The 24,302-nt window shown below is 67.2% G+C and carries 32 protein-coding genes; 12 read left to right on the forward strand and 20 right to left on the reverse strand.

Features of this window, described 5'->3' with window-relative positions; all coding sequences use genetic code 11:
• Positions 1 to 197 precede the first annotated feature (197 nt).
• Positions 198 to 911 carry a sulfite exporter TauE/SafE family protein gene (locus tag ACWCOP_RS14495; protein ID WP_478249016.1) on the forward strand — a complete coding sequence of 238 codons (714 nt, stop codon included), beginning with the start codon at positions 198 to 200 and terminating at the stop codon, positions 909 to 911.
• A 21-nt stretch (positions 912 to 932) separates the two neighbouring features.
• Here the strand turns inward: ACWCOP_RS14495 and ACWCOP_RS14500 are convergent, their stop codons facing one another.
• From ACWCOP_RS14500 to ACWCOP_RS14520, 5 genes are all read right to left on the reverse strand, one after another.
• The gene (locus tag ACWCOP_RS14500; protein ID WP_478249017.1) at positions 933 to 1,106 is read right to left on the reverse strand and encodes a hypothetical protein; all 174 of its coding nucleotides are present in this window, start codon (positions 1,104 to 1,106) and stop codon (positions 933 to 935) included.
• Between the two features lie 56 nt (positions 1,107 to 1,162).
• Positions 1,163 to 1,288 (reverse strand): entericidin A/B family lipoprotein, encoded by a 126-nt coding sequence (locus tag ACWCOP_RS14505; RefSeq protein ID WP_478249018.1) that lies wholly within the window; start codon positions 1,286 to 1,288, stop codon positions 1,163 to 1,165.
• Between the two features lie 120 nt (positions 1,289 to 1,408).
• Positions 1,409 to 3,091, reverse strand: coding sequence for a sensor histidine kinase (locus tag ACWCOP_RS14510; RefSeq protein WP_478249019.1), 1,683 nt, complete (start codon positions 3,089 to 3,091; stop codon positions 1,409 to 1,411).
• Between the two features lie 33 nt (positions 3,092 to 3,124).
• Positions 3,125 to 3,745 (reverse strand): sigma-70 family RNA polymerase sigma factor, encoded by a 621-nt coding sequence (locus ACWCOP_RS14515; protein ID WP_478249020.1) that lies wholly within the window; start codon positions 3,743 to 3,745, stop codon positions 3,125 to 3,127.
• Complete coding sequence (locus ACWCOP_RS14520; protein ID WP_478249021.1) at positions 3,745 to 3,981, reverse strand: NepR family anti-sigma factor; 237 nt, start codon at positions 3,979 to 3,981, stop codon at positions 3,745 to 3,747. Before ACWCOP_RS14520 ends, ACWCOP_RS14515 begins: the two co-directional genes overlap by 1 nt.
• Before the next feature lie 196 nt (positions 3,982 to 4,177).
• Between ACWCOP_RS14520 and ACWCOP_RS14525 the strand changes: the two genes are divergently transcribed.
• Both ACWCOP_RS14525 and ACWCOP_RS14530 read left to right on the forward strand, forming a co-directional pair.
• Entirely contained in the window at positions 4,178 to 4,969 is a 792-nt protein-coding gene (locus ACWCOP_RS14525) for a response regulator (protein ID WP_478249022.1), read from the forward strand.
• 3 nt (positions 4,970 to 4,972) lie between these two features.
• Positions 4,973 to 5,146: a DUF1328 family protein gene (locus ACWCOP_RS14530; RefSeq protein WP_478249024.1), complete on the forward strand. Its 174-nt coding sequence runs from the start codon at positions 4,973 to 4,975 to the stop codon at positions 5,144 to 5,146.
• 322 nt (positions 5,147 to 5,468) lie between these two features.
• Here ACWCOP_RS14530 and ACWCOP_RS14535 read toward each other — a convergent pair whose 3' ends face one another.
• The 4 genes from ACWCOP_RS14535 to ACWCOP_RS14550 all read right to left on the reverse strand — a co-directional run bounded on the left by ACWCOP_RS14535 (position 5,469) and on the right by ACWCOP_RS14550 (position 6,710).
• Complete coding sequence (locus ACWCOP_RS14535) at positions 5,469 to 5,906, reverse strand: hypothetical protein (protein ID WP_478249025.1); 438 nt, start codon at positions 5,904 to 5,906, stop codon at positions 5,469 to 5,471.
• Positions 5,907 to 5,909: 3 nt separating this feature from the next.
• Positions 5,910 to 6,215 (reverse strand): ElaB/YgaM/YqjD family protein, encoded by a 306-nt coding sequence (locus ACWCOP_RS14540; RefSeq protein WP_478249027.1) that lies wholly within the window; start codon positions 6,213 to 6,215, stop codon positions 5,910 to 5,912.
• A gap of 67 nt (positions 6,216 to 6,282) precedes the next feature.
• Positions 6,283 to 6,483, reverse strand: coding sequence for a hypothetical protein (locus ACWCOP_RS14545; protein WP_478249028.1), 201 nt, complete (start codon positions 6,481 to 6,483; stop codon positions 6,283 to 6,285).
• A 50-nt stretch (positions 6,484 to 6,533) separates the two neighbouring features.
• Complete coding sequence (locus ACWCOP_RS14550; protein WP_478249030.1) at positions 6,534 to 6,710, reverse strand: DUF1328 domain-containing protein; 177 nt, start codon at positions 6,708 to 6,710, stop codon at positions 6,534 to 6,536.
• 261 nt (positions 6,711 to 6,971) lie between these two features.
• On the opposite strand from ACWCOP_RS14550, the gene ACWCOP_RS14555 reads away from it, so the two are divergent.
• The gene (locus tag ACWCOP_RS14555) at positions 6,972 to 7,835 is read left to right on the forward strand and encodes a diacylglycerol/lipid kinase family protein (protein ID WP_478249031.1); all 864 of its coding nucleotides are present in this window, start codon (positions 6,972 to 6,974) and stop codon (positions 7,833 to 7,835) included.
• Positions 7,836 to 7,923: 88 nt separating this feature from the next.
• A complete protein-coding gene (locus tag ACWCOP_RS14560; protein ID WP_478249033.1) occupies positions 7,924 to 8,283 on the forward strand; it encodes a glycine zipper domain-containing protein in 360 nt (119 codons plus the stop codon).
• A 59-nt stretch (positions 8,284 to 8,342) separates the two neighbouring features.
• Here the strand turns inward: ACWCOP_RS14560 and ACWCOP_RS14565 are convergent, their stop codons facing one another.
• On the reverse strand, positions 8,343 to 9,023 hold the full coding sequence (locus ACWCOP_RS14565; RefSeq protein ID WP_478249035.1) for a response regulator transcription factor: 681 nt from the start codon (positions 9,021 to 9,023) through the stop codon (positions 8,343 to 8,345).
• A gap of 156 nt (positions 9,024 to 9,179) precedes the next feature.
• On the opposite strand from ACWCOP_RS14565, the gene ACWCOP_RS14570 reads away from it, so the two are divergent.
• On the forward strand, positions 9,180 to 9,878 hold the full coding sequence (locus ACWCOP_RS14570; protein WP_478249037.1) for a L,D-transpeptidase family protein: 699 nt from the start codon (positions 9,180 to 9,182) through the stop codon (positions 9,876 to 9,878).
• A 22-nt stretch (positions 9,879 to 9,900) separates the two neighbouring features.
• On the opposite strand, the gene ACWCOP_RS14575 is transcribed toward ACWCOP_RS14570, so the two are convergent.
• Positions 9,901 to 10,596, reverse strand: a complete 696-nt coding sequence (locus ACWCOP_RS14575) for a YggS family pyridoxal phosphate-dependent enzyme (RefSeq protein ID WP_478249039.1) — start codon at positions 10,594 to 10,596, stop codon at positions 9,901 to 9,903.
• On the opposite strand from ACWCOP_RS14575, the gene ACWCOP_RS14580 reads away from it, so the two are divergent.
• Positions 10,595 to 11,224 (forward strand): thiamine phosphate synthase, encoded by a 630-nt coding sequence (locus tag ACWCOP_RS14580; RefSeq protein ID WP_478249040.1) that lies wholly within the window; start codon positions 10,595 to 10,597, stop codon positions 11,222 to 11,224. The genes ACWCOP_RS14575 and ACWCOP_RS14580 overlap by 2 nt on opposite strands.
• Positions 11,225 to 11,332: 108 nt before the next feature.
• Here the strand turns inward: ACWCOP_RS14580 and ACWCOP_RS14585 are convergent, their stop codons facing one another.
• The gene (locus ACWCOP_RS14585) at positions 11,333 to 11,998 is read right to left on the reverse strand and encodes an NtrZ family periplasmic regulatory protein (RefSeq protein WP_478249042.1); all 666 of its coding nucleotides are present in this window, start codon (positions 11,996 to 11,998) and stop codon (positions 11,333 to 11,335) included.
• Positions 11,999 to 12,080: 82 nt separating this feature from the next.
• The gene (locus ACWCOP_RS14590) at positions 12,081 to 13,337 is read right to left on the reverse strand and encodes a hypothetical protein (protein ID WP_478249043.1); all 1,257 of its coding nucleotides are present in this window, start codon (positions 13,335 to 13,337) and stop codon (positions 12,081 to 12,083) included.
• Positions 13,338 to 13,590: 253 nt separating this feature from the next.
• Here ACWCOP_RS14590 and ACWCOP_RS14595 point away from each other — a divergent pair, with 253 nt between their 5' ends.
• The 3 genes from ACWCOP_RS14595 to holA are packed head-to-tail and all read left to right on the forward strand — an operon-like array spanning position 13,591 to position 15,633.
• A complete protein-coding gene (locus ACWCOP_RS14595; RefSeq protein ID WP_478249044.1) occupies positions 13,591 to 14,073 on the forward strand; it encodes a DUF3576 domain-containing protein in 483 nt (160 codons plus the stop codon).
• Between the two features lie 25 nt (positions 14,074 to 14,098).
• On the forward strand, positions 14,099 to 14,593 hold the full coding sequence (locus ACWCOP_RS14600) for a hypothetical protein (RefSeq protein WP_478249045.1): 495 nt from the start codon (positions 14,099 to 14,101) through the stop codon (positions 14,591 to 14,593).
• A complete protein-coding gene (holA, locus tag ACWCOP_RS14605; protein ID WP_478249046.1) occupies positions 14,590 to 15,633 on the forward strand; it encodes a DNA polymerase III subunit delta in 1,044 nt (347 codons plus the stop codon). The genes ACWCOP_RS14600 and holA overlap by 4 nt, the downstream gene beginning before the upstream one ends.
• Before the next feature lie 124 nt (positions 15,634 to 15,757).
• Here the strand turns inward: holA and ACWCOP_RS14610 are convergent, their stop codons facing one another.
• The 6 genes from ACWCOP_RS14610 to ACWCOP_RS14635 all read right to left on the reverse strand — a co-directional run bounded on the left by ACWCOP_RS14610 (position 15,758) and on the right by ACWCOP_RS14635 (position 21,805).
• A complete protein-coding gene (locus tag ACWCOP_RS14610) occupies positions 15,758 to 16,687 on the reverse strand; it encodes a ParB/RepB/Spo0J family partition protein (RefSeq protein ID WP_478249047.1) in 930 nt (309 codons plus the stop codon).
• On the reverse strand, positions 16,684 to 17,520 hold the full coding sequence (locus tag ACWCOP_RS14615; protein WP_478249049.1) for a ParA family protein: 837 nt from the start codon (positions 17,518 to 17,520) through the stop codon (positions 16,684 to 16,686). Before ACWCOP_RS14615 ends, ACWCOP_RS14610 begins: the two co-directional genes overlap by 4 nt.
• Complete coding sequence (gene rsmG, locus ACWCOP_RS14620; RefSeq protein WP_478249050.1) at positions 17,513 to 18,205, reverse strand: 16S rRNA (guanine(527)-N(7))-methyltransferase RsmG; 693 nt, start codon at positions 18,203 to 18,205, stop codon at positions 17,513 to 17,515. Before rsmG ends, ACWCOP_RS14615 begins: the two co-directional genes overlap by 8 nt.
• Positions 18,202 to 20,094, reverse strand: coding sequence for a tRNA uridine-5-carboxymethylaminomethyl(34) synthesis enzyme MnmG (gene mnmG / locus ACWCOP_RS14625; protein WP_478249051.1), 1,893 nt, complete (start codon positions 20,092 to 20,094; stop codon positions 18,202 to 18,204). The genes rsmG and mnmG overlap by 4 nt, the downstream gene beginning before the upstream one ends.
• A gap of 118 nt (positions 20,095 to 20,212) precedes the next feature.
• Positions 20,213 to 21,541 (reverse strand): tRNA uridine-5-carboxymethylaminomethyl(34) synthesis GTPase MnmE, encoded by a 1,329-nt coding sequence (gene mnmE, locus ACWCOP_RS14630; RefSeq protein WP_478249052.1) that lies wholly within the window; start codon positions 21,539 to 21,541, stop codon positions 20,213 to 20,215.
• A 6-nt stretch (positions 21,542 to 21,547) separates the two neighbouring features.
• A complete protein-coding gene (locus ACWCOP_RS14635; RefSeq protein ID WP_478249053.1) occupies positions 21,548 to 21,805 on the reverse strand; it encodes a DUF6489 family protein in 258 nt (85 codons plus the stop codon).
• Positions 21,806 to 21,903: 98 nt separating this feature from the next.
• Here ACWCOP_RS14635 and ACWCOP_RS14640 point away from each other — a divergent pair, with 98 nt between their 5' ends.
• Both ACWCOP_RS14640 and ACWCOP_RS14645 read left to right on the forward strand, forming a co-directional pair.
• Complete coding sequence (locus ACWCOP_RS14640) at positions 21,904 to 22,584, forward strand: dienelactone hydrolase family protein (RefSeq protein ID WP_478249054.1); 681 nt, start codon at positions 21,904 to 21,906, stop codon at positions 22,582 to 22,584.
• Between the two features lie 11 nt (positions 22,585 to 22,595).
• Positions 22,596 to 23,588 (forward strand): glycerophosphodiester phosphodiesterase family protein, encoded by a 993-nt coding sequence (locus ACWCOP_RS14645; protein ID WP_478249055.1) that lies wholly within the window; start codon positions 22,596 to 22,598, stop codon positions 23,586 to 23,588.
• A gap of 68 nt (positions 23,589 to 23,656) precedes the next feature.
• On the opposite strand, the gene ACWCOP_RS14650 is transcribed toward ACWCOP_RS14645, so the two are convergent.
• Positions 23,657 to 24,289 carry a glutathione S-transferase family protein gene (locus tag ACWCOP_RS14650; protein ID WP_478249056.1) on the reverse strand — a complete coding sequence of 211 codons (633 nt, stop codon included), beginning with the start codon at positions 24,287 to 24,289 and terminating at the stop codon, positions 23,657 to 23,659.
• Positions 24,290 to 24,302: the final 13 nt, after the last annotated feature.

The following is a 24,302-nucleotide window of genomic DNA, read 5'->3' on the forward strand; positions in this document are numbered from 1 at the left end:
CTCCATGAGCGTGCCGTATGAAATTCCATACTCTCTTTGCGGGTAAATACTCCCATGGGAAGTAGGTCAATATGCCTCATGCCGGATTTCACCCCGCCAGGAAGGCCGCCCGCCGGCTCCATGGTATGGCCTGGCTTAAAGGAATTCGGCGCGTTTGACAGCGCCCGGCACGTTTCAATTCGGGATCAGGCGACACGTTGACACACCCGGGGCTGGACATCGCTGCGACGTTCGGCGGACGCATGGAGCTGGACTTCCTGGCGGGCCTGATCGCGGGTCTGGCCAGCTCGGCCCATTGCCTGTCCATGTGCGGCGGAATCGCCGCGGCGATCGCCCTGCGCACCGGCAAGCGCGGCGCTTCGCCGTGGCGTGCGGCGCTCGGGCGCGCACGCGTGATCAGCGAAGCGAGCGCAGCGCGCATCCTTGTCTATATCGTTCTGGGCGCCGTCGCCGGGGCGCTGGGATGGGGGCTGTCGGAGGCCGGTCCGGGGCCGGCCCTGCGCACGCTGGCGCGCTATCTCTCCGCACTGGTTCTGGTCGCGGCGGCGCTGACCGTGCTGGAGATTCCGCTTTTCGGGGGTCGTCTGGGTGCGCTTACGGCGCGCGCCAGCGCGCCTCTGACGCGCCGCGTTCACCATCTGCATCGCTTCGGCGCGGCGGGGCTGGGACTCGCCTGGGGGCTGACGCCGTGCGCCATGGTGTATCTGGCCACTTTCTACGCCGGGCTTTCGGGCTCTGCGGCGCAGGGCGCTCTTGTCATGGCAGGCTTCGGCCTGGGCACGGCGCCGGCGCTGATCGCGCTAGGCGCCGGCGCGGGGATGTTGCCCGCGCTCGCCCGGTCGGCCTGGCTGAGGGCGGTGGCGGCGACCGCTTTGACGGCGCTGGCGATGCTGACCGCCTCGGGCGTGTAGCACGACCCACGCGCCCGGTTTTCAGCCGGTGATGATGGCGACGAGCGCCGCAGCGCCGAGCCCCGCGGCGGCGAGCACCATGGCGAGCCGGGTCGTGCTCTGACCGTCTTCAAGCTCGTCGAGGAGGCCGCGCTCGCCCGGTTTGGGCTTGCGGCGCTCCTCGAGCACATCGTGTTTCTCGGTGTCATGTGTCACTGGGGAACACTCCGCGTAGCTGTCTTTCGGGTCCGGTTAAGGACCCTCGAGGGCGCTTAATCGGCCGCGTCCTCAATGGCTTCGCCGGTGCGTTCCACATCACGGCCAAATCCGTCAACGGTGTTGCAGCCGCCGAGGGTCAGGAAGACGAGCGAAAAGATCGTTGCAATGAGCACTTTCATAGGAACCTCCATCGGTGTGAACTGAGCAATAAACGCCGGGCCGGATCAGAGGGTTCCGCCGCGCCTGAAAAGCGACGCGCCGTTTCGGCGGGCCTGGGGCCTCGTATGGTTGATACGCCGCTAGCGCGGGAAGATCAGCGCCGCCCTGTGACCGCCGTTCTCGCCCGGGCCGCTCTCCACATTTCCGCCCAGCTGGGTGGCGAAGGCGCGCATGAGCGAGGATCCGGTTCCGCTGCGCGCATTTTCGATCTCGCCGACTCCGTCGTCGATCACCTCCACATGGCACTCATCGTCATCGCAAGACAGGACGATCTCGATGCGCCCGGAGGCCCGGTCTGAAAAGGCGTGCTTGTAGGCGTTGGTGATCGCCTCGGTGACGAACAGCGCCAGCGGCGCGGCCTGGTCGGGCGGGAAGGACAGCTCTTCACAGCGCACTTCGGCGGTGATCGGCCGGTCGTCGACGCGCGACACGTCGGCGAGATTGCGCACCAGCTCTTCCAGGAAGGGGCGCATGTTCACATAGCGAAGGTCCTCGGCCTCGTAGAGGCTGCGATGGACCAGGGCGAGCGCGTTGATGCGCCGGCGCGCCTCGTAAAGCGCGGCGCGCGCGCCTTCATCCTCCAGCCGGCCGGCCTGCAGGTTCAACAGCGACACGATGATCTGCAGATTATTCTTCACCCGGTGGTGGATCTCGCGCAGCAGGGCGCCGCGCTGCTCCACCACGTCCTCCAGCTCCCTGGTCTGCCGCTCCAGCGAGGCGGCCATGCGCTCCATGGTGTCGGCCAGCTCGCGCACCTCATAGGGCGCGGTCCGGGCGCGCCGGGCCGGCAGGTCAAAGCGCCCGCCCCCGTAAAGCCGCGCCATGCGCCGCAGATAGGTCAGCCAGCGCAGCACGAAGATGTCCACCGCGATCCAGACGCTGGCCAGCGCCATCAGCCACATGATGGTGGGAATCAGAAGCGTGCTCAGGACCGTGATCCCGCCCCAGGCGTTGATCGCGTCCATGGGCGCGGCCACAAGCACGCCCAGCTCGCCCTCCACCAGCGCCGAGGCGATCACCGCGTAGCCGGGCGCGAACGCTTCACCGGGCACGCGCACCGGCTGGCCCGGCTCGGCGATGTCCAGCACGCCTTCGGCCAGAGACTCGTCAAACTCGGGCATGGTCACCGAGTCTTCAGACAGGCGCACCACACCGTCCCGGTTCACCAGGGCCAGCGTGGAGCCTTCAGGCAGAAAGTCCTCGCGCAGCAGGCGGGACGCGGCGCGCAAATCCACCGCCACCCCCACCGCGCCCAGGAATTCACCCTCGCGCCCATCCATGCGGCGCCCCGCGATGATGATCGGCCGGCGCGATATGGCCCCGTAATTCACCGATGAAAAAATCCCGTCCTCGCCGTCCTTCAGCCGCTCAAACCAGGGCGCGCCGGCGGCGTTGGCCGAACCGTCATGGTCCAGCGCCGAACACAGGACGCGGCCTTCCGGATCAATGAGCACAATGTTGGAGACGACGTCGTCGGAGTCGGCGATGCGGCGCACGGCGTTGCGGCAGCCGCGCGCATCCATCAGGAAGGCGAAGCTGCGCGAGGAGATGGTGGTGGCGACACCGCCGGCGCGTTCCAGCGCCGCGTCCAGATCTTTCGAGGCGATGAGCGCGGCGGAATACAGCGCGACCGTCTCCTGGCGGCGCTCGTCGCGCAGCTCGAAGAAGGACTGAACGGCTGACAAGATCAAAAGCGGACTCAGCGCCAGCGCCAGAACGCCGACGAGCTGGACGCGCAAACCGCGCTTGGCTTTGAACTCCATCGGCGCCCCCGACGCACGCTGCGGCGATCGGGTCTAGCCCTTGCGTCCGGCATTGGCCAGTGCGTCGACCTCTGCCATGAGAAGGTCGGCGGCGTTGGACGCGGTCTGGCCCTTCCGGCTGTCAGGCAGCGGATCGGCGCCCTCTTCAAGCATGGCCGCAAGCGCCTTGCGCGCGCGGCTAACCCGGCTCTTGATCGTGCCCACCGCGCAGCCGCAGATCTGGGCCGCCTCCTCATAGGCGAATCCGCCCGCGCCCACCAGAACGATGGCCTCGCGCTGATCCTCGGGCAGCGCGATCAGCGCCCGGCGCAGCTCGTCCAGCGCGATCATGGAATCAAGGCCCTGGGGCCCTGACAGGGTGCGCTTGGCCTTTTCCTCATCCCAGGGCGCCTGGCGCCAGGACCGGCGCTGGTCGGAGTAGAACTGGTTTCTGACGATGGTGAAGATCCAGGCGCGAAAATTCGTGCCTGCGCGGAAGCGTTCGCGCGCGCGCCAGGCTTTCACCAGTGCATCCTGAGTGAGGTCGTCAGCCGCCGCTTCATTGCCGGTCAGGCTTCGCGAAAAGGCGCGCATATAGGGGATCGCCGCCGTCAGCTCCTGGCGGAACTCCGCCGTCGGCAGAGCTTCCACGGGATCGTTCGCACCGCCATCCATTAGCGCGATCCTCCCGGCTTGCCCGAATTCGCCTCGCTGTCACCGCCTGAAGGCTCGGGGCCGCGCTTTTCGGCCTCATCAAGCTGGTCGAGAAGCCTGGCGAATTCGTCAGGCACGCCTTCCTGGATCGTGTCCTCAAAATAGGTCTGCAGCCTGCGGCCGATCAGTCGCTGGCGCTCGCGCGCCGCCGCTGTGTCTTGTAATTTCGGCTGGGATTTGTCCGACTTCTTGTTCATTCCATCCATAACCTGACCCGTCTGCTCGCAGAGAACGCCTGGCCCCGCCCACGGGACTATCAGCTTTCAGGGGTTTTAAACGCGGGCTCCATAATTAGGTTCCCCAACTGTAAGCACGCGTGCGCGTGCGCGGGAACCCGCTCAAGGTCATGCGCGTTCACACCCCATATGATCAATGTCCGGGAGGGATGCATTCATGAGTTTTTCCGACGCCATTCGGCCGCATATTCCCTATCTGCGGCGCTATGCGCGAATTTTGACCGGCTCCCAGGAGAGCGGTGACGCGCGGGTGCGCGCCTGTCTTGAGGCGGTCATCGCCGGTGAGGAAAGCTTCGACACGGATCTGTCGCCCAGCGTGGCGATCTACAAACTCTTCCATTCGGCATGGACGCCGGACCTGATGAGCGAGGAGGCCCCCAGCGACGCCGGGAATGTCGCCGCGCGCCTATCGCGAATCACGCCCAAAGCCCGCCAGGTCATGCTGCTCACCGCGGTGGAGGGATTTTCCCTGCCCGAGGCGGCGAAGATCCTGCGCATTGACGATCAGGAGGCGCAATCGCTTCTGGTCAAGGCGCAGCAGGACCTTGAAGGCGGTCTGACCACGCGCGTCATGATCATCGAGGACGAGCCCATCATCGCGCTGGACATTCAGGCGATCGTGGAAGGCATGAAGCATGAGGTCACCGGCGTGGCGCGCACCCGCGACGAGGCGGTGAAGCTGGCCGAAGAGACCCGGCCGGGTCTGATCCTGGCCGACATCCAGCTCGCCGACGACAGCTCGGGCATCGACGCGGTGAAGGATATTCTCAAGGATCAGTCGGTCCCGGTGATCTTCATCACCGCCTATCCAGAGCGTCTGCTCACCGGCGAACGTCCCGAGCCCACCTATCTGATCACCAAGCCCTTCATGCCCGAAACCGTCTCCGCGACGATCAGCCAGGCGCTGTTCTTCTGTGAGGACGAACCCGCTGCGGCGGCGGCGGGTTAAGCCATGTTCGGTTGGGCTTTCGCTTTCGCCATCATCGCCGTCATCGCCGCCGTGCTGGGATTCGGCGTTCTGGCCGGCGCAGCCGCCATGATCGCCAAATGGCTGTTCTTCATCGCCCTGGCGCTTGCCATGCTTGCGGCGGTGATCAACGCCTTCAAGGGCCGGCCGCCGGTTTAGGCGGTCTTCAAGTGCAAAGTTCAGGAACCCCCGTCTGGTCTTTCCGGACGGGGGTTTTTTAATGGCTTGGCGCGCGATGACGTGTGGCCTCGCCTTACCCCTCATTCGACAAGATAGCGCCCCTGCCGGAGCGGCGCTTCAAAGGCCTTATTGGTTCTGCTTGGAGAGGTTGGGGAGACTGCGCCGCACCACCGTCCGGGGGCGGGGCTGACGGAGAGCGGCGGCGCGGCGCAAGTCTCGAACTTCCGACATGGCCGGAAGCTTCTGAAAAACGCTCCACCCGACGAGCGGTTCCAGCCCCGGATCCATTCTCAAAAAAATATTACTGCGCCGCCGCCATGCGCGCCATGCGCAGGATCGAGCCTGGCTGGCGGCCCAGAATAGCCCCGAAACCGATCAGTATGGCGGTCGTCTGGATCGGCTTCTTCTTCATGGCGAGTTCAAGCGTGGCGAGCGCCAGGGGCAGGCCTTCCCCCAGATCTCCCGGCAGGCCCGACAGAACTGCGCCAAGACCGGACGTGGTCGGGGCCCGGGCGGCGGCGGCCGCATTGATCGCCGCCTTGCGGCGCTCGCTGCGCGCCCGCAGGATCAGCGTCGTGATCGCCGCCAGCGATGCGATCCCAAGCCACACTCCCGCCAGTATGGCGCTGGCCACGGGGGCGGAGTACAGGTCCGCCATCCAGCGCCAGAGCCCGTGACAGCCGAAAATGACGGCGATCACGGGGCCCAGGCAGGCGATCAAGATGAGCAGGATCTGCATGGCCTAGCGACGCAGCAGCAGCGCGCCGAGAAAGCCTACGCCGACGGCGGCGCCGCATGCGGCCAGCGGATGTTCGCGGATATAGTCGCGAACCTCGTCATCGATCTCATGAAGCTCGTCTTCAGCCTTGTGCATCGCCTTGCCGGCGCTGGACCGGGCCTTGCGCGCGGCGTTTTTGAAGCCGCCCCTGGCGTCGCTTGCGCCGTGTTCGGCCAGCGATCCGATATCGGCCAGCAGCTTGTCGACATCTTTTCGAAGGGCGGCGAGGTCTTCCTTCGTATCGCCTGTATTTGTTGAGTTCTGGGCCATGGTGGATGTCCTTCAATAGGGGGAGCCGGGCGGCGGACGCCGCCCGGCTATCGGGTTGCAGGCCGCGTTACGAGGGATCGTCCATCTCGTCTTGAACATCGTCGGCGGCGTCTTCCATATCGTCGGCCGCGTCGTCGGCGGCGTCCTGAATATCCTCGCCAGCCTCCTGCATGTTCTCGCCGAACTCTTCCATCGGCTCGTCTTCTTCAGCTTCGCAGGCGCCGAGGGCGGCGGCGGCGGACAGGATCAGCAAAAGTCTGAAGCTCATGGTGATATCTCCTTCAGTCGTGTGTTGTTAGTCGTGTGCGTCAGGACCGGTCAGATGCGCGGCGTGCGGCCACGGAACAGGCCGACGACCAGGGCCAGGACGAACAGAACCAGGAAAATGAAGAACAGGATCTGTGCGATGCCGGCGGACGCCGACGCGATGCCGCCGAAGCCGAACAGGGCCGCGAGCAGCGCAATAATGAAAAATGCGATGGCCAGACGAAGCATGACATACTCCTTTCAGGCGTCCTTGGTCCGAACACGGGAGCTGGACGCAGTTAAAAATCAAATTCAGGCTAAGGAACGCCCGCCCGCTTCGCCCGGTTCCACATCCACCCAGGCCGGCGCAGCATTTGATGCGCGCGCGACGTCATCGGCATTGTCGTGGGAGCTAAATCTGCGGCGACTGGTTATACCGCCCATGCGCGCCTTGGCGGGCCGCCCGTGAAACCCAGGAATAAGACCCAAGGAAGGAGGCCGCCTTTGGCCGTGACTGCACCGGCGTTCATCGTGAATCCCTCCAGCCGCGCGCTGCATGGCGGCGACGGCGAGGACGAAGTCTCGCGCCTGCGCGGGCTATGTCCGGTGGACCTCGTGGGCGTGTTTTGCGATCCCGACCCCTGCAAGGCGGCGCGAGAGGCCCTTGATCAGGGCGCCGACACGCTGATCACGCTGGGCGGGGACGGCACCGCCCAGGCCGCCGCCCAGGCGATCCACGACGCAGATGGCGAGACCCGCCTGGTCCCCCTGCCCATGGGCACGGCCAATCTTCTGCCCCGCCGGCTTTACGCCACCCGGTCCAGCGACGACATCCTCTCCGCCCTGTGCGAACTGACGCCAGACACCCTGCCCGGCGGCGTCACCGGCGGGGATGTGTTCCTGATCGCGGCGGCGGCGGGATTTCCCACCACGTTCGCCCGCGCCCGCGAGACCGCCCGCGATCCCGATCGCAAGCACCGGCTGAAGACGGCGCTGCGCCGCGCATCGCTCGGATTTTCACAGATGTTCTCCAGCCGGCTTCGCTACGCCGCGGACGGGGAACAGGGCGAGACGTTGTCGAAAGCCAGCGGCCTGATGCTGTGGGTGGAGGACGGAGCCGAGTGTTTCGAGTTCACCGCCGTCAATGTCCATAATCTCGGCGAGCTTCCCGGTTTGGCCCTGAGCGCGCTGAACGCGGAGCTGCGGACCGATGACCAGCTGCTGGTGCGCGAGGCGAGCGAGGTTCGCCTTGACTCCCGTCACGCGATTTCCTGCATGCTGGACGGGGAGCCGCGCACCTGCGGGCACACGGTGACCTTCAAGTTCCACCCGGCGCTGATTCCCGTCCTGCGCTGGCCGGCTGAAACCGGCTGAGCGGGGCGGAGCGCAAGAATCAGCCCCGGGGCGGAACGGCGCGGCTCCGGGGGCGTTCCTCACGAGAGCCATACAGATGGAGGTTCTCATGATCATGAAATTCACCCTCGCCGCCTTGTCCGCCTCGGCGCTTCTCGCCGGCTGTGCGGGCTATGAAGGCACCGCCCGCGACGCCGCCATCGGCGGCGCGGTCGGCGCCGCAGCCGGCGCCGCGATCGGCAATAATGTCGGCGACGGCGACGCCAGACGGGGCGCCCTGATCGGCGGCGCACTCGGCGCGGCGGCCGGCGCCGCGCGCGGCTGCACACGGGACAATGTCTGTCCGTGGAGCCAGAACAACAACGCCCACTCCGACCTGCGCTATGACCGGTCGGCGCAGCGATCCTACTATGTCAATCAGGGCGACGGCTGCACCTATTGGCAGAACGGCCAGTTCCGCAGCTGCTAAACCAAGCCTGAGATCGACAGGTCCCGCCCCCCGGACGCCCAGCGTCCGGGGGCTTTTTGTCAGAGCTGGAGCCGGTAGCCGCCGCTTTCGGTGATCAGGATCTTGCCGTGTCCATGCGCCTCGATCTTCTGGCGCAGCCGGTAGATATGGGTTTCCAGCGTGTGGGTGTTGGCTTCGGCGTGATAGCCCCAGACCTGGTCCAGCAATTCCTCGCGCGCCACCGGCTTGCCGCCTGCGCGGTAGAGATATTTGAGGATATTGGTCTCTTTTTCAGTGAGGCGGATTTTCTTCTCGGCCTCGTCGAGAAGGAGCTTCATGGACGGCTTGAACCGGTAGGGACCGATTTGCAGCACCGCGTCCTCGCTCTGCTGGTGGCGGCGCAGATGGGTCTGCACATGCTCCAGCAGCACCATGAAGCTGATCGGCTTGGCGAGAAAATCATCCGCGCCCGAGCGCAGACCCAGCACATGGTCGGCGTCGCCGGACTGGGCGGTGAGAAGGATGATCGGCGTCGTCACCCCCTCTTCACGCAGGAGCCGGCAGGCCTCGCGCCCGTCCAGGTCCGGCAGACCCACATCGAAAATGATGAGATCGACGCCGTCGTTCCTCGCCCGCTCCATGCCCGGCCGTGCGGCGCTGGCGGTGACCACCTCGAACTTGCCGTCATAGGTGAATTGTTCGCTCAGCGCATCGCGCAGCAGATCGTCGTCATCGACCAGCAAGAGGGTCTTCTTCGCCATATGCTCAGCCCTTCCAGACAGCCAGGCCGAAACCCGCCGACGGGGAAATTTCGCCCGGCAAGCCTTGCCCGAACCGGGTCAAGGCGCAAGCCTTTCCCCTGCGGGCAAGGCGTGCTCCTCCTACACCAAAGCGGCACGCCGCTTGCTGACAAAGCCGTGAGCTTCACGCAATTATTCCGTGAAGCCCATCGCCGTGGTGGGGGAGGCGACCGGAAGGGTGAGGCGGCGGCCAACGCCGCACGCTCTCCCGGCGCCGACCCCGCCACGAACGCGCCAGGAACCGGCAGGAACCGGCAGGGGCCCGTACAAGCTGATCCGCAGGAGAGTGCCGCCATCGCCGTCTATCGCGCCAGCCTGTCCGCCGGCCGCCTCGCCGGCCCCGATTTCGACGCGCCGTGCGTGCTGGGCAAGGCCGGCGTGATCGCAGCCGCCGACAAGCGCGAGGGCGACGCGAAAAGCCCGCTGGGCGTCTGGCGCGTGCGCAAGGCCTGGTGGCGCGCCGACCGGCTCGCCATGCCCTCTACAGCCCTGGTGATGGACGCGCTGAGCGAGGCCGACGGCTGGTGCGACGACCCCGGCGATCCCGCCTATAACCGCGCCGTCCTGCGCCCCTATGGCGCCTCCCACGAGACCCTGTGGCGCGAGGACGGGCTTTACGACATCGTGGTGGCGCTGGGCCATAACGACGATCCGCCCGCAGCCGGGCTCGGCTCGGCGATTTTCCTGCACTGCGCGCTGCCCGGCGATGACGGGGGTTTGAAGCCGACGCTGGGCTGTGTGGCGACGCCGCGCGAGCGTCTGGTGGATCTGCTGGGCCGATTGACCCCGGCCGACGCGATCGAGATCGCGCTTTAACAGTTGGCGCCTGGCCCAGAAGCTAGCCCTGAGGCGCAGGCCGTTCCCCGAACAGGGCCGAGCCCACGCGCACCGACGTGGCGCCCAGGCGGGCGGCGAGCTCGAAATCGGCGCTCATGCCCATGGAAAGCTTCTCCACGCCGCATTTGGCGGCGAGCTTGGCCAGCAGTGCAAAATGCAGGCTCGCCGGCTCGTCCACCGGCGGTATGCACATCAGTCCCTCGATCTGAAGCCCGTGCTCGTCTCTGCAGCGCGCTACAAAGTCCGGCGCTTCGGCGGCGGAAACGCCGGCCTTCTGCGCTTCGTCGCCGGTGTTCACCTGCACATAAAGGCGCGGCCGGCGGCCGGTCTTCTCCATGGCGTTCACCAGCGCGCGCGCCAGCTTGTCCCGGTCCAGCGTCTCGATGACGTCGAACAGGGCGCAAGCGTCGTCAGCCTTGTTGGTCTGCAGCGGGCCCACAAGGCGCAGCTCCAGATCAGGAAACGCCGCGCGGCGCTCAGCCCAGCGGCTTTGGGCCTCCTGCACGCGGTTTTCACCAAACACGCGCTGGCCCGTGGCGAGCATCGCGTCGATTCGCTCATCGGGCTGCTTTTTCGACACCGCCACCAGGGTGACGGCGTCTGCTGAACGCCCGCCCTGCTTGGCGGCGGCGCTCAGGCGTTCCAGTATCCCGGCGCGCGCGGCGGAAATGTCTAAAGGAGTGTCGGGTGTTTCCATGGTGGTGAGGACCTATGACGGGTTGGCGCGTCTGGCAAGGCGGGCGCAGACGCTGCGCCCGGACAGCGCGGCTGCGCCGGCCCTGTTCATCCTCACCGATCCAGCGCGAACGCGGGATTCGATCAGCCTGGCCGAGCGTGTCCCTGAAGGCTGCGGACTGATCCTGCGCACCTATGGACGCGCGTCCATCGAGGCCGCGGCGTTTCCCCTGGCCGAAGTCGCGCGCGCGCGCGGTTTCGCCCTGCTGATTTCGGCGGATCCGCAGCTGGCCTTGCGCGCCGGCGCGCACGGCGTGCACTGGCCCCAGTGGAGCCTGTCGCAGGCGCACCGGCCGTGGCCCGGCGCTCTGGTCACCGCCAGCGCCCACGATCCCCACGCCCTGCGCCGCGCCCAGACTTTCGCCGACGCCGTGCTGGTCTCCACCGTGTTCCCCTCACAAAGCCCCAGCGCCGGCCGGCCCATGGGCGCCTTCCGGCTCGCCGCCTGGGCGCGCCGCTCGGCGGCGCCGGTCTACGGGCTGGGCGGGGTGAACGACGCCACGATTCGGCGCCTGAGGGGTCTGGCGATCAGCGGGGTCGCCGTGGTCGGGGCGGCGGGGTGCGCGGCGATCGGGGCGCCGGAGCCCTGACAGACCCAAGACCCCTTGGCGCTGCGACGGCGCAGGGTCCGGAACACAAAGAATCCGCACCCGCCGGTCAGCGAGGCGCGGATTGATGCGATCCGGCGAAACGCGGCTTTAGAACTTGAACGCGGACTCAAAGCGCACTTCGGGGGCGCGGTCCTCGCTCTCTTCACCGAAGATCTCTTCTTCGGGCGAGGTGAAACGCAGCTGGCCGCCCAGGCGCACCCGCTCGGTGAGCTCAAAGAAGGCGCCGGCGCGGAAATCTTCCAGCTCAAAGGTCTGCGCACTGCGCTCACCCTGGCTGTAGCCCAGGGTCACGCCCCAGCGATCACCGGCCTGCATTTCGAAATTTTCAGAGTTGGTCCACAGGATCTGCGGCTCGGTCGGCGCCACGGTGAAGCGCTGGAACCAGGGCAATGCGCTGGCCGACCCTTCAGAATCCGGCGAAAGCAGTGCGCGGGCGTCCCCCGAATTGGCGGCGGTGTTCGCGGCGGCGGTGACGCCCGCAGAGCCCGAGGAGGCGCCGGCCGGGCCGGAGACGGTGTCCGCCCCCTCGCCGAAGCCGGGCGCGGCGATGAGCTCGGGAACTTCAATTTCAATGGGATCATAGGCCGCCGACAGGCGGACGCCGCCGCTCAAACGCATGCTGTCGCTGGATTGCGCCTCGGCCGGCTGAACGTCGCCCGCCTGGGCCGAAGCGACCGCCGGCATGGCCGCAGCCGCGGCCAGCGCGAGCGCGCTGACGCAGATAAAGCCTTGAATTTTCGGCAGCATAGCCATTGTGATCCCCATTCAGACCCGTCAATATAGTCTGGACTTCACGCCCGCGTAAGGCGCCTTCGCGTATCGCCGGCGCAGCGTGTCAAAAACGCAACCCTGTCTCCACCAGCAGCGCGGCCCCGGTCGTCTCCGGACCCGCCGCAGGCGTGTGGTGCGTCAGTTGAACGCCCGCGCCCACAAGGGCGTTCCGCCCGATAAAGCGCGACGCTCCGGCGACGACACTGGTGCTTGAAACGCTGAATGCGTCGCTCTTCCCCAGTCCGGCCTCAAGGCTGTAGAGCCAGTCTCCCGCCTCCAGCGCAGCCAAGATCGAGACCGCCTCGTAGCCGCCGCCGGAAAGCCCGTCATTACTGGCCAGCCAACGCGCCGAGAGCGTGAGCGAATCAGCCTCGCGCAGCACGGTCAGGCCCGCCGTCCAGGGCGAGTCGGCTTGCGGCCCGACCCCGGCGCCTACACCCCCGGCAGGGCCCTCCAGTGCGCCCGCTTCGGCGCCGGCATAGGCCGCCCAGCGCACGCCGGACGACCGGACCCGCCGATCAAAGCTCAAGCCGGCCGACCAGATCTCGCCGATCTCACCCGCTGCGGCGCCGGGGCGGCAATGATCGAGGCCGCAGACGTCGGTGTCGGGCGTGTAGGACACGGCGGCGCGCAAGCCCGCAAGGCGGCGTGACTGAAGCGAAATCCCCGGCGCGGGCTGGGTCAGTGACAGGCCGGTGTCCGTAAGGCCGCGCCCGGACGGATCGGCGAGCGCGCCGTCGGCGCCCGCCAGACGGAACGCGCGCAGCCGGGCCGGACGCTCCAGCCCGGCGGCGGTCTCGGTGACGCCGGCGCGCACCTCCACAAAGGGATGGCGAACAAACAGCTCGGCCCGGTGAAGGCCTGCGCGCGCCTGCGCGGCGTCAAAGCCGGGCTCGGCGTACAGCCCCGTCACCAGGCCCTGATCGGGACAGGCGGCGGCGCAGGCCACCGGGCCGCCGACGCCGCGCCCGCCATCCGGGCTCACCGCGCCCAGGGTCAGGCGTGCGCCCCAGCGCAGGCCCTGCGCACCCACGGCCTCGGCTTCCAGCCGATAACGCATGTCGGTGTAAGGGCCGTCCCGCGGCGCGTGGACATCACCGGCCGCCCAAAGGAGATCGGCGTCAAATTCCTGGTCGAACTCGAAGGCGGAGAGAAACCCGCCGTCCGGCGCAGCGGCGCTCCGGACGGGCTCTTCGGTCTGACTGTATGAAGGAGAGAGGGACAGCCCCGGTTCGGACGCCGCAGGCGTTTGGCACAAAGCCGGTGAGACCGCGGCGCCGGACAAAACAAGCCCCGCCAGAAAGGGAAGGCCGTGTTTCATGCGCCGCAGTCTCGCCGGTTCGCCCCGTCCCCCCGGACGCGCTTTGTATTCATCAAAGGATTGGCCCCGGATGGCAAGCCGGGCGACCTGAGTCACGAGCCAGTGCGGCGAACTTCGTGTCATTAATGTCACGTTCCGTTTCAGGCTTTGTATGCGCCACAAGCTCTGGCCTCACGCCCAGTGCGTGGTATAGAGGCGTAAAGCGGTTTTCCCCCGCGCCCGTCAAACTTCCTGTCTTCAGGAGACGCATTCAATGCTCATCCCTTCCTCCCGCCTGGTCATGCTCGCCGCGACCGCGGCTCTTCTAACCGGCTGCGCATCGCGCGGCGGCGACGCGGAGTCCGATCGCGGCTTCCTTGGCGGCGTCTTTGGAGGCGGCTCCTCGCAGACCTCCGATCGGCCTGAAGCGGGCATCGGCGTGAACAGCTTTCTCTGGCGCGCCAGCCTCGACGTGCTCTCCTTCATGCCCCTCGCGGAAGTGGATCCCTTCGGCGGCGTCATCATAACCGACTGGTACGCCAATCCCGAGCTGCCCGGCGAGCGCTTCAAGTCCACGGTCTTCATTCTGGACACCCGCCTTCGCGCCGACGCCCTTTCGGTGCAGCTTTTCAAGCAGGTTCGTGGTGACGGCGGCGACTGGGTGGACGCGTCGGTCGATCCCGCCACCCGCATCCAGGTCGAGAACGCGATCCTGACCCGCGCGCGCCAGCTCCGCATTTCCCAGATCGAAGACTAGACCGCGCTTAAGGGAGAGCCGGACCATGCGCATGCATCGCCACGCCCTCGCCGGCTTCATCGCAGGGATCGGCCTTGTGCTTGGCGGGTGCGGCTTCTCCCCGCTCTACTCCACCGCCGGGTATCAGCGCCTCGGCGGGATCTCGGTGGAAGCCGGACAGGAGCGGTTCGACTATCTGCTCCAGAATGCGGTGCGCGATTTCGCCGGGCCCGGCGACAGCCCCTACACCATGCGTGTGAATACGCGGGTCACGCGGCTCGTCGCCGGCATCTCGCCCAGCGGGATCGCCTCGCGCGTCGGCCTCACCGGTCAGGCGGTCTATTCGGTGGAGGGTGTCGGCATGCCGATATCCGGGACGACCCGGGTGTCCATCTCATACGATCAGCCCGGCGACCCGTACGCCCAGATCGCGTCCCTGAGCGAAGCGGAAGAGCGGCTGGCGGTGAGACTGGCCGAAGAGCTGCTTCAGGACATTTCCGTGGAGCTGCGCCGGCGCGAGGCCGGCTTGACCCAAAGGTGAAGGTCAAGACCCGTGACGCCGAGCGGGCGCTGAGCCGGCCTTCGCCTGACACCCGCATCTATCTGATTTACGGGCCCGATGGCGGGCTGGTGCGCGAGCGCGCCCAAACCCTCGCAAAAGCGCTGGTCCCCGATCCGGACGATCCCTTCGCCGTCACGCGCCTCACCGACGACGACCTCAAATCCGATCCAGCTGCGCTCGCGGACGCTCTGGCGGCCCTGTCGCTCACCGGCGCCGACCGGCTGGTGCGGGTGCGCATCGGCGGCGACATGGCGGCGCTGGGTACGCTCATCAGCGAGGTGGAGGCGGGTGATCTACCCATTGAAGCCCGGCTCGTCATCGAGGCCGGCGACCTGAAGAAAACGTCAAAGCTGCGAAAAGCCGCCGAGGACGGCGCGTCGTGCCTGGCGGTGCCGTGTTACGCCGACGAGACGCGCGACCTTCTGGCCCTCGCCGAAGCGCAACTCGCCGAGGAAGGCCTCACCCTCGCACCCGACGCCAGGGCGGTGCTGGCGCCCTATCTGGAGGGCGACCGGGCGCTGGCCCGCAGCGAGGTTGAAAAACTCATCCTCTATAAGGGCCTCGCATCGCAACGCGGCGGTGAGCCCGCCCGCATAGAGCGCGCCGACATCGGCGCCATCAGCGCCGTGGGCGCCGAAGCGGCGCTGGATCAGATCCTGGAGCCTGCGCTCGGCGGCGAACCCGCGCGCGCTGATTCGGCCTATGCCCGCGCCGTGGGCGCCGGAACCAGCCCGGTGGCGGTCCTCAGGGCTCTGCAGCGGCGCATCGACCAGCTGGACATGTTCCATGCGGGCGGCGGGGACGCAGGCGCGCTGATGCGCGCCGGGGCGCCGCGATTCGGCCCGCCGGCGGACGCCTTCAAGCGCGCCGCGAAAAACTTCTCCGGCCGGCGGCTCGACCATGCCCGGCGCCTGGCCTTTGACGCCGAGCGCGCGGTGAAGCGCTCCGGCGCCCCGGCCGAGGCGATCGTCGGCGAGCTGATCTTGCGGCTGGCGCGGGCGGGTGCGCCTCGGCGCTAGATTTCGCCCTCAATCATCATTGATTTCATTGCGGAATTCGCATCGATCGCGCTGTGGGCGTCTGTAGTAGTACTGGGGTAGGGTGCGCCGGATTTCAGCGGCTCTGAGACGCACACGTTTCAGGTTAGTATGCGCCAGACTGCCCGCCTTGCGAGAGTCGGCGGCAAACTTCATCGAGCTGCTCCAGAGACGCGAAGCGCACGCGCACCTCGCCCTTCTCGCCGGTGTGGTGGATCTCCACGTCGAGGCCGAGGCGCGCGGCGAGGTCAGCTTCAAGCGCGCGGGTGTCGGCGTCCTTGGTTTCCGGGGCGCCCTGGACACGCTTGCGCTCGGGCCGGCTGGAAACATCCCGCGCCAGCTTCTCCGTGGCGCGCACCGACAGGCCCTCCGCGACGATGCGGTCCGCCAGCGCGTCAGGATCCGGCGCCGTGGCGACGGCGCGGGCATGGCCGGCGCTCAGCGCGCCGCTTTCCAGCTTTTCAAGAACGCCGCGCGGCAGCGCCAGGAGGCGCAGCATGTTGGCCACATGGGCGCGGGACTTACCGACAGCGCGCGCCACGTCTTCCTGGGTATGACCGAAGGTCTCCACCAGCTGTTTCAGGGCCCGCGCTTCATCAACTGGATTAAGGTCAGAGCGTTGAACATTTTCGACAATCGCGATTTCCAGCGTCTCGCGATCGGTGAGCTCGCGCACGATACACGGCGCTTCATGCAGGTGGGCGCGCTGGGCTGCGCGCCAGCGGCGCTCGCCGGCGACGATCTGGTAGCGCTCATCCGGTCCCCGCATGGGCCGCACCAGCAGCGGCTGCAGCAGGCCCTTGTCGGCGATGCTCTCGGCGAGCTCAGCGAGCTCGGCCTCTACAAAGGTCTTGCGCGGCTGATCTGGATTGGGCTCCAGCAGCTCGATGGGGATGATCTTGACGCCGCCGCCGCCCGCGCGCGCCGACGCGGTCTCGGCGTCGCGCACCGCATCGGCGGCTTCGCCTTCGCCCAGAAGCGCAGAGAGGCCCCGGCCGAGGCCGCGGCTGCGGGGCTTGTCGTCGTCGCCGCTCATGCCGGGGTCAACGCCGGCGCGCCCTTACGCTCCTGGCGCACGACTTCCTTGGCGAGTTTCAGATAGGCTTGGGAGCCCGAGCACGCCAGATCGTACAGGATCACCGGCTTGCCAAAGCTCGGCGCCTCGGAGACGCGCACATTGCGCGGTATGACCGTGTCATACACCTTGTCGCCGAAATGCTCGCGCACATCGGCGGCCACCTGGGCGGAAAGATTATTGCGCTTGTCATACATTGTCAGCACAACGCCCTGAATAATAAGCGTCTTGTTGAGGTTCGCCCGCACCAGCTCAATGGTCCGCATGAGCTGGGTCAGACCCTCCAGCGCAAAAAACTCGCACTGCAGCGGCACCATCACCGAATCCGCCGCCGTCATGGCGTTGACGGTGAGAAGGTTCAAAGACGGCGGGCAGTCGATGAGCACGTAGTCGCATTGCTCGCCCTTGGCGGCCAGCGCCCGGCGGAAGCGGTCGATGGCGTGGCGCAGCCGGTACGAGCGGCGCGGCGCGCTGGAGATCTCCAGCTCGGCGCCCGACAGATCCACATCTGAAGGGATGATGGAGAGGCCGGGCACGCTGGTGTCGATGAGCGCCTCTTCCATGGGCTGCTCGTTGACCAGAACATCATAGCTGGTGGCCTTGCGCTCGGCGCGCCCGACGCCCAGCCCGGTGGACGCGTTGCCTTGAGGATCAAGATCGAGCACCACGACCTTCTGGCCGATGGCCGCAAGCGCCGTGGCGAGATTGATCGCCGTGGTGGTCTTGCCCACCCCGCCCTTCTGGTTGGCGATGGCGATAACCTTGGGCGGAGCATTCCGGGGGGTGTCAGACACGGGTCAGGCCCTCGATTTTGAGAATGGCGGCGTCCGGGCTCGTCCGGCTCGGTATGACCTCGACCTCGAAGGTCCAGCTTTTGCGGGCCTCGGTCAATTCCTCTTTATACCGCCCGCCTTTGGGAAGGAGGGCCAGCGCCCCCTTATCCACAAATGGCTGCACATATCCGAGCAATCTGCCCAGAGGCGCCATGGCGCGGGCGGTTACGATATCCACTTCAGGGACAGGATGAAGAGATTCGGCCCGGTCGCAGAGCACAGTCACCGGCGCCCCGGTCTCCTGGGCGACGGCGTTCAGAAAGGCCGTCTTCTTGGCGACGGACTCCACCAGATGAACGCGCGCGCCGGCCGCCCCCGCCTGCAACAGGCCGAAGGCGACAGCGAAACCGGGAAAGCCCGCGCCGGAGCCAAGATCCGCCCAGCGCGTCGCGCCCGGCCTCAGCTCACAACCCCGTTCATAGATCTGCCAGCTATCAAGGGCATGGCGATGCCAGAACTCGGAGGTAGTTGAACGGCCCACCAGATTGGTGTGCGCATTCGTCTCTTCCAGCAGACGTCGCCAGGTCTCGAACCGCGCCAGTGTTTCACGTGAAACACCGGTTTCGGCGGCGAAGGCTTCGGCGTCGAACGCTGCGCCATGCTCAGACGCAGACCCCCGCCACGTTCCGCTCTGCGCGCCGCTCACGCCGTTTTCCGTTCGCGCTCGAGCCGTTTCAGCCGGGCCAGCACCGCAGTGAGCGCGCCCGGGGTGACGCCCTCGATGCGGGCCGCCTGCCCCAGCGTCGCGGGCTCCGCCCGCTCCAGCTTTTCGCGAACCTCATTGGAGAGCCCACCCACCGAGGCGTAATCGAAGCCGACTGGAATGCGCACGCCTTCATCCTTGCGGAAGGCGACGATGTCGGCCTGCTGGCGGTCGATATAGCCGTGATAGACCGCATCGATCTCGATCTGCTCGGCCACGTCCTTCGACAGGGCGTTCAGCTCCGGGAAGATCGCAGCCATGTCACTCCAGACGATGGCGGGATAGGACAGGAGCTCCAGCAGGTTCCGGCGTTTGCCGTCCTGATTGACCTTGAGGCCGTGGCGCGATGCTTCGGCCGGTGTCAACGTCAGCTCATGGGCGCGAGTGCGCGCCGCCGCCAGCGCTTCGGCCTTGGCGCGCCAGCGTGTTTCACGTGAAACACCCACCGCCCCCAGCGCCAGACCCACATCGGTCAGGCGCTGATCGGCGTTGTCGGCGCGCAGGGTCAGCCGGTATTCGGCCCGCGAGGTGAACATGCGATAGGGCTCGGTGACGCCGCGGGTGATCAGGTCATCGACCAGCACGCCGATATAGGCCTGGGACCGGTCCAGCACGAACGGCCCGGAACCGCCCACGGCCAGCGCCGCATTCAGGCCCGCCATCAAACCTTGGGCGGCGGCTTCTTCATAGCCTGTGGTGCCGTTGATCTGCCCGGCCAGATACAGGCCCGGCAGGCGGCGCACCTGGAGCGTCGCCGACAGCTCGCGCGGATCCACATAATCATACTCGATGGCGTAGCCATAGCGGCGCACCTGCGCGCGCTCGAGGCCGGGCATGGTCCTCAGAAAGGCATCCTGGACATCAGGCGGAAGCGAGGTGGAGATCCCGTTGGGATAAACCGTGTCGTCGTCCAGCCCCTCCGGCTCCAGGAAAACCTGGTGGCTGGTGCGGTCGGCGAAACGGACCACCTTGTCCTCGATGGAGGGACAATAGCGCGGGCCCTTGCCCGAAATCGCCCCGCCATAAACCGCCGACTGACCCAGATTATCGGCGATGATCTGATGGGTCGCTTCCGTGGTGCGGGTGATCCCGCACGCGATCTGTTTCACGTGGATCGCGTCGTTCATGAAGGAGAACGGCACGGGCTCCGCGTCCGCCTGCTGCATCTCCAGGCTGGCCCAGTCGATGGTGGAGCCGTCAAGGCGAGCCGGCGTGCCGGTTTTCAGACGGCCCATTTGAAGGCCCAGCCCGTAAAGACGATCCGAGAGCCCCACCGCCGGCTGCTCGCCATGCCGCCCCGCCGGAATACGCTCCGCGCCACGATGGATGACGCCCTTGAGAAAGGTGCCGGTGGTGAGCACGACGGCGCCCGCCGGCCACTCGCGCCCATGGGCGTCGATGACGCCGGCGCAGGCGCCGCCGACCACGATGAGGTCTTCAGCAGCCGCTTCCGCAATTTCCAGATTGGCGTGCCCGGCAAGCTCGGCCTGCATCGCCTCGCGATAGAGGCGGCGATCAGACTGGGTGCGCGGGCCGCGCACCGCCGGGCCCTTGGAACGATTGAGCAGCCGGAACTGAATGCCCGAAACATCGGCGATCCGGCCCATGAGACCATCCAGCGCGTCCACCTCGCGCACCAGATGGCCCTTGCCGAGGCCGCCGATCGCCGGATTGCAGCTCATCTCGCCGATGGTGGCGGCGCGGTGGGTCATGAGCAGCGTTCTGGCGCCAAGGCGCGCGGCGGCGCTGGCGGCTTCGCAGCCGGCATGGCCGCCGCCGATGACGATGACGTCCCAGCGCGCCGCGCCGGGCTGTTTGAGGGTGTCGATCATGACAAGGATCCTGCAGCCGAGGGTCCGGCGCACGCCGGCTCGATCAGTTGCCGGTTAGATAAGCGAGGATGAAGGCGGAGTCGAGGCGCCGCCCTGATTGCGTGATCCGAAACCCGTCCTATTTTCCGATGCAGAACTGGCTGAATACCCGGTCCAGCACGTCCTCCACGTCAATGCGGCCTGTCAGGCTCTCCAGGGCCCGCAAGCCCAGATGAACCTCAGCCGACGCCAGCTCCGGCGCGTCCAGAAGGCGCACACGAGCCGTCTGCAGATGCTCCAGCGCGCGACCCACCGCCTGGCGGTGGCGCGCCCGTGACAGTGCCGGGGATTCACGGCGTGACAGGCGCGCTCTGACGGTCTCGCTGAGCCAGACCTCTAGAGCCTCGACACCGGCGCCGGTCTTCGCCGCCAACTCAAACCGCTCCGCGCCGTCCGGCGTCGGGATCGAACCCGCCCCGGCGAGATCAGTCTTGTTCAGGATGAGCGCATCCCCCGGCCTCAGGCGCGACAGGATCGGAGGCGATGTTTCACGTGAAACATCCACCACGCCCAGGCGCAGATCGGCGTCCTCCGCCCGGGCCAGCGCGCGACGTACGCCCTCGGCCTCGATGCTGTCGGCGGCTTCGCGCAGGCCGGCCGTATCGGCGAGGATCACCGGGAAGCCGCCCAGGACAAGTCGCACCTCAAGAATGTCACGCGTGGTGCCGGGAATATCGGTGACGATGGCCGCGTCGCGGCGCGCCAGGGCGTTCAGAAGTGAGGACTTGCCGGCGTTCGGGGCGCCGATGAGAGCGACGACAAACCCGTCACGCACCCGCTCCCCCCGCCGGTCATCATCAAGATGGGCGGTCAGCGCCGCGATGAGATCGTCCAGCGGCTCGCCCGCGGTGGCGGAGAGATGTTCGGGGACATCGTCCTCGTCGGGAAAATCGATCTCGCCCTCCAGCGCCGCCAGCACCGAGATCAGCGCCTCGCGCCAGACCTCATAGAGCTGGCGCAGGGCGCCGGTCATCTGTGCGAGCGCCTGTTCGCGCTGGCCTTGCGTTTCCGCGTCGATGAGATCAGCCAAGCCCTCGGCTTCGGTGAGATCCATCTTCGCGTTTTCGAACGCCCGGCGCGTGAACTCGCCGGCTCCGGCCGGCCGCAGGCCCAGCGCGGTCAGCGCCTCGGCAAGCGCCGAGATCACCGCCGGGCCGCCATGGCCCTGAAACTCGGCGCAATCCTCCCCGGTGAAGCTCGCCGGCCCGGGAAACCACAGCACCAGTCCACGATCGATCTCGGACCCGTCGGCGGCGATGAAGCGGCGCAACGCAGCCGCCCGCGGCGCCGGGCGCGGCGCGCCGGCCACGGCATCCAGCGCCGGCCCGGCCAGGGGACCGGACACGCGGATCACAGCCACCCCGGAACGCCCGGGCGCGCTGGCGAGAGCAAATATGGTATCCTGCATAGGGGGTTAGCGGTCTTTATCGCCCTTGGGACCGCCCGCCCCGCCGGCGGCCTGAGCCATCAGCCCCATGAACTGCTTCTGCCATTCACCGCCATAGCTCATCCAGGAGCGCATCAGCGCTTCGGGCTCCATGGCGTCCATGTTCTCGCCCATGCGCTTCTGCATCTCGCCCACCAGCGCCTCATTGAGAGGCGTCACGTCGGGCAAGCCGAAAAAGGCGCGGGCCTCCTGCGGCGTGCACTCGATATTGATGTTGACCTTCATAGCGGCCTCCGCCTTCCTTGGGCGCGCCTGGAGCGCCCGGCTTCACCATAGGCCCCACAGGCGCCAAGCAAAAGCACACAGCTCTCTGGAGGTTTCAAATGCCCGGCAAGGACATCACGATCAACGGCCCCGACGGCGGCTTCATGGCCTATGAAAACGGCGACGGTCCGGCCCTCATCGTCATCCAGGAGATTTTCGGGGTGAACCAGGTCATGCGCGATCTGGTGGACGATTACGCCGATCAGGGGTACCGCGCCATCTGCCCGGACCTGTTCTGGCGCATCGAGCCCGGCGTCAACATCACCGACAAGACCAAGGCGGAATGGGACAAGGCGTTCGACCTGTTCGGCAAGTTCGACCCGGGCCTCGGAGTGAAAGACATCGCCGCGACCCTCGACTACGCGCGGCGTGCAGGCAACGGCAAGGCGGGCGCCGTGGGCTACTGCCTGGGCGGGCTTCTGGCCTATCTCACCGCCTGCCGCACCGACGCGGACGCCTGCGTCGGCTTTTACGGGGTGAACATCCAGGAGCGCCTGGATGAAGCGAAAGACATCCAGAAGCCCCTCATGCTGCACATGGCCGGTGAGGACGGGTTCGTGCCCACGGAGGCGCAGAGCCAGATCATGAACGGGCTGGCCGGTAACGGGCATGTCACGATTCACCGTTATCCGGAGCGGGATCACGCCTTCGCGCGACAGGGCGGGGAGCATTTCCACGCCGAGGACGCCGATCTCGCCAACACCCGCACCCGCGCCTTCCTGCAGCAAAATCTGAAATAGGACACCGCCTCATGCTTCGCTTCGCCACGCCGCTTTTCCTCGCTGCCAGCGTCTTCGCCCTTTCCGCCTGTCAGCCCGAGGCGGGCTCTGAGTCGGCGTCCGATGCAGCGGCCGAGGCCGCGCCTGCGAACCTTGCCGGCGCCGAGAACGCTGCGCCCGCCGCGCAAGCCGGGGCGGACGCCTGGCTCGCCGGCGTCGATCTCGCCGCCTATCTCGACTGCGCCCGCGAGAACGGGGCGACCTTCCTTCAGGCCCACCGGGCCGGCGACCGACCGGGCGCGGCGGAGAACTCGCTGCGCGCCATCGAGGCGAGCCTCGCCGACGGGGCGGTGTTCGCCGAGATGGACGTGTTCCGCACCGCCGACGGCGCGCTGGTCCTGATGCATGACCGCACCGTCGACCGCACCACCACCGGAACCGGAAACATCGCAGAAATGACGTATGCGGAGGTTTCCGCCCTGGAGCTGGTGGATGTTGACGGCGCCCCCACCGGCGAGCGCGTGCCCAGCTTCGAGGCGGCGCTCGCCTATCTTGACGGGCGCGGCATCGCACAGGTGGACCTGAAGAATCCGGAGTTCGAGGAGATCGCTGCGGCTCTGGAGGCCGCCGACGCGGTGGATCGCTCGGTGGTGATCACCTATTCCATGGACGACGCCCTGGCCCTGCACGAGCGCCTGCCGGCGGTGATGATCAGTGTCGGTATCAATGATCTCGCAGATCTCGCCGCTCTGCGCGAAGCGGGCGCAGATCTGTCCCGCTTCACCGCCTGGCTGGGCGTGGGAACCGGTAACCCGGACCTGGACGCCCTTTTGGCGGACGCAGGCCTGGAAACCAGCTACGGCGATTTCGGCGGCGAGCGCGACGGCAGCGTCGATTACGCCCTGCTGGCCTCCAACGGCGCCGAAGTGATCAGCGTCGACGACGTCCCGGCTGCGGCGGCGGCGCTGAACGCACGCGAGACGGCGCGCAGCGTGCTGGACGGGTGTGAGGCGGCGCGGCCTTGATCCACCAGGTTTGATAAAAACCGACCTGATCAAAGGCGGCGCCACACATGGCGCCGCCTTTTTTCCGGCTAATCCGCGCTCGCCCGCTTCCAGCTGTCGATCTCGCGCAGGCGGTCAAAATAGGCTCGCACGGATTCGGGCGCTCCATCGAACTGCTTCACGATCTTTAGAAGATAGAGCATGTAGCCGACGCTCATGTCGGCGGCGGTGAGCCGGCCGCCGGCGAGAAAGTCGCGCCCGTCGGCGAGGCCGCGCTCGGCGAGCATGGTGAGCTGCTTGTCCACCGCATCGCGCGCCCATTTGAGAACGCCCGGATTGCGGTGCGCCTCCGGCAGCAGCGCGCCGTGGGCCAGGGTGAGATTGACCGACATGGACATGGTCGCCTCGCCAAAATGCATCCATTCCAGATAGCGGCCGAACTCCGCCTCGTCCGGCGTCAGCGCCAGCGGGCTCGGCGCATTTTTAGCCAGCAGGTATTCGACGATCGCCAGGCTTTCGAGAATCACCGTCTCGCCATCTCTGAACGCCGGGACTTTCTGAAGCGGATTGACGGCTTTGAACGCCGCACCGCCCACATCCCCGCGGGTGAACTCCACTCGCTCCAGCGTATAGGGCAGCCCCATCTCCTCCAGCGCCCAGCGCACTCGGACCGACCGGGACATGGGGGCGTGGAAGAGGGTGTAGCGCGGTTCAGCGACCATGGAAGGCTCCGTC

The organism is Apolloniradiicaulis salifontis (assembly GCF_053756655.1).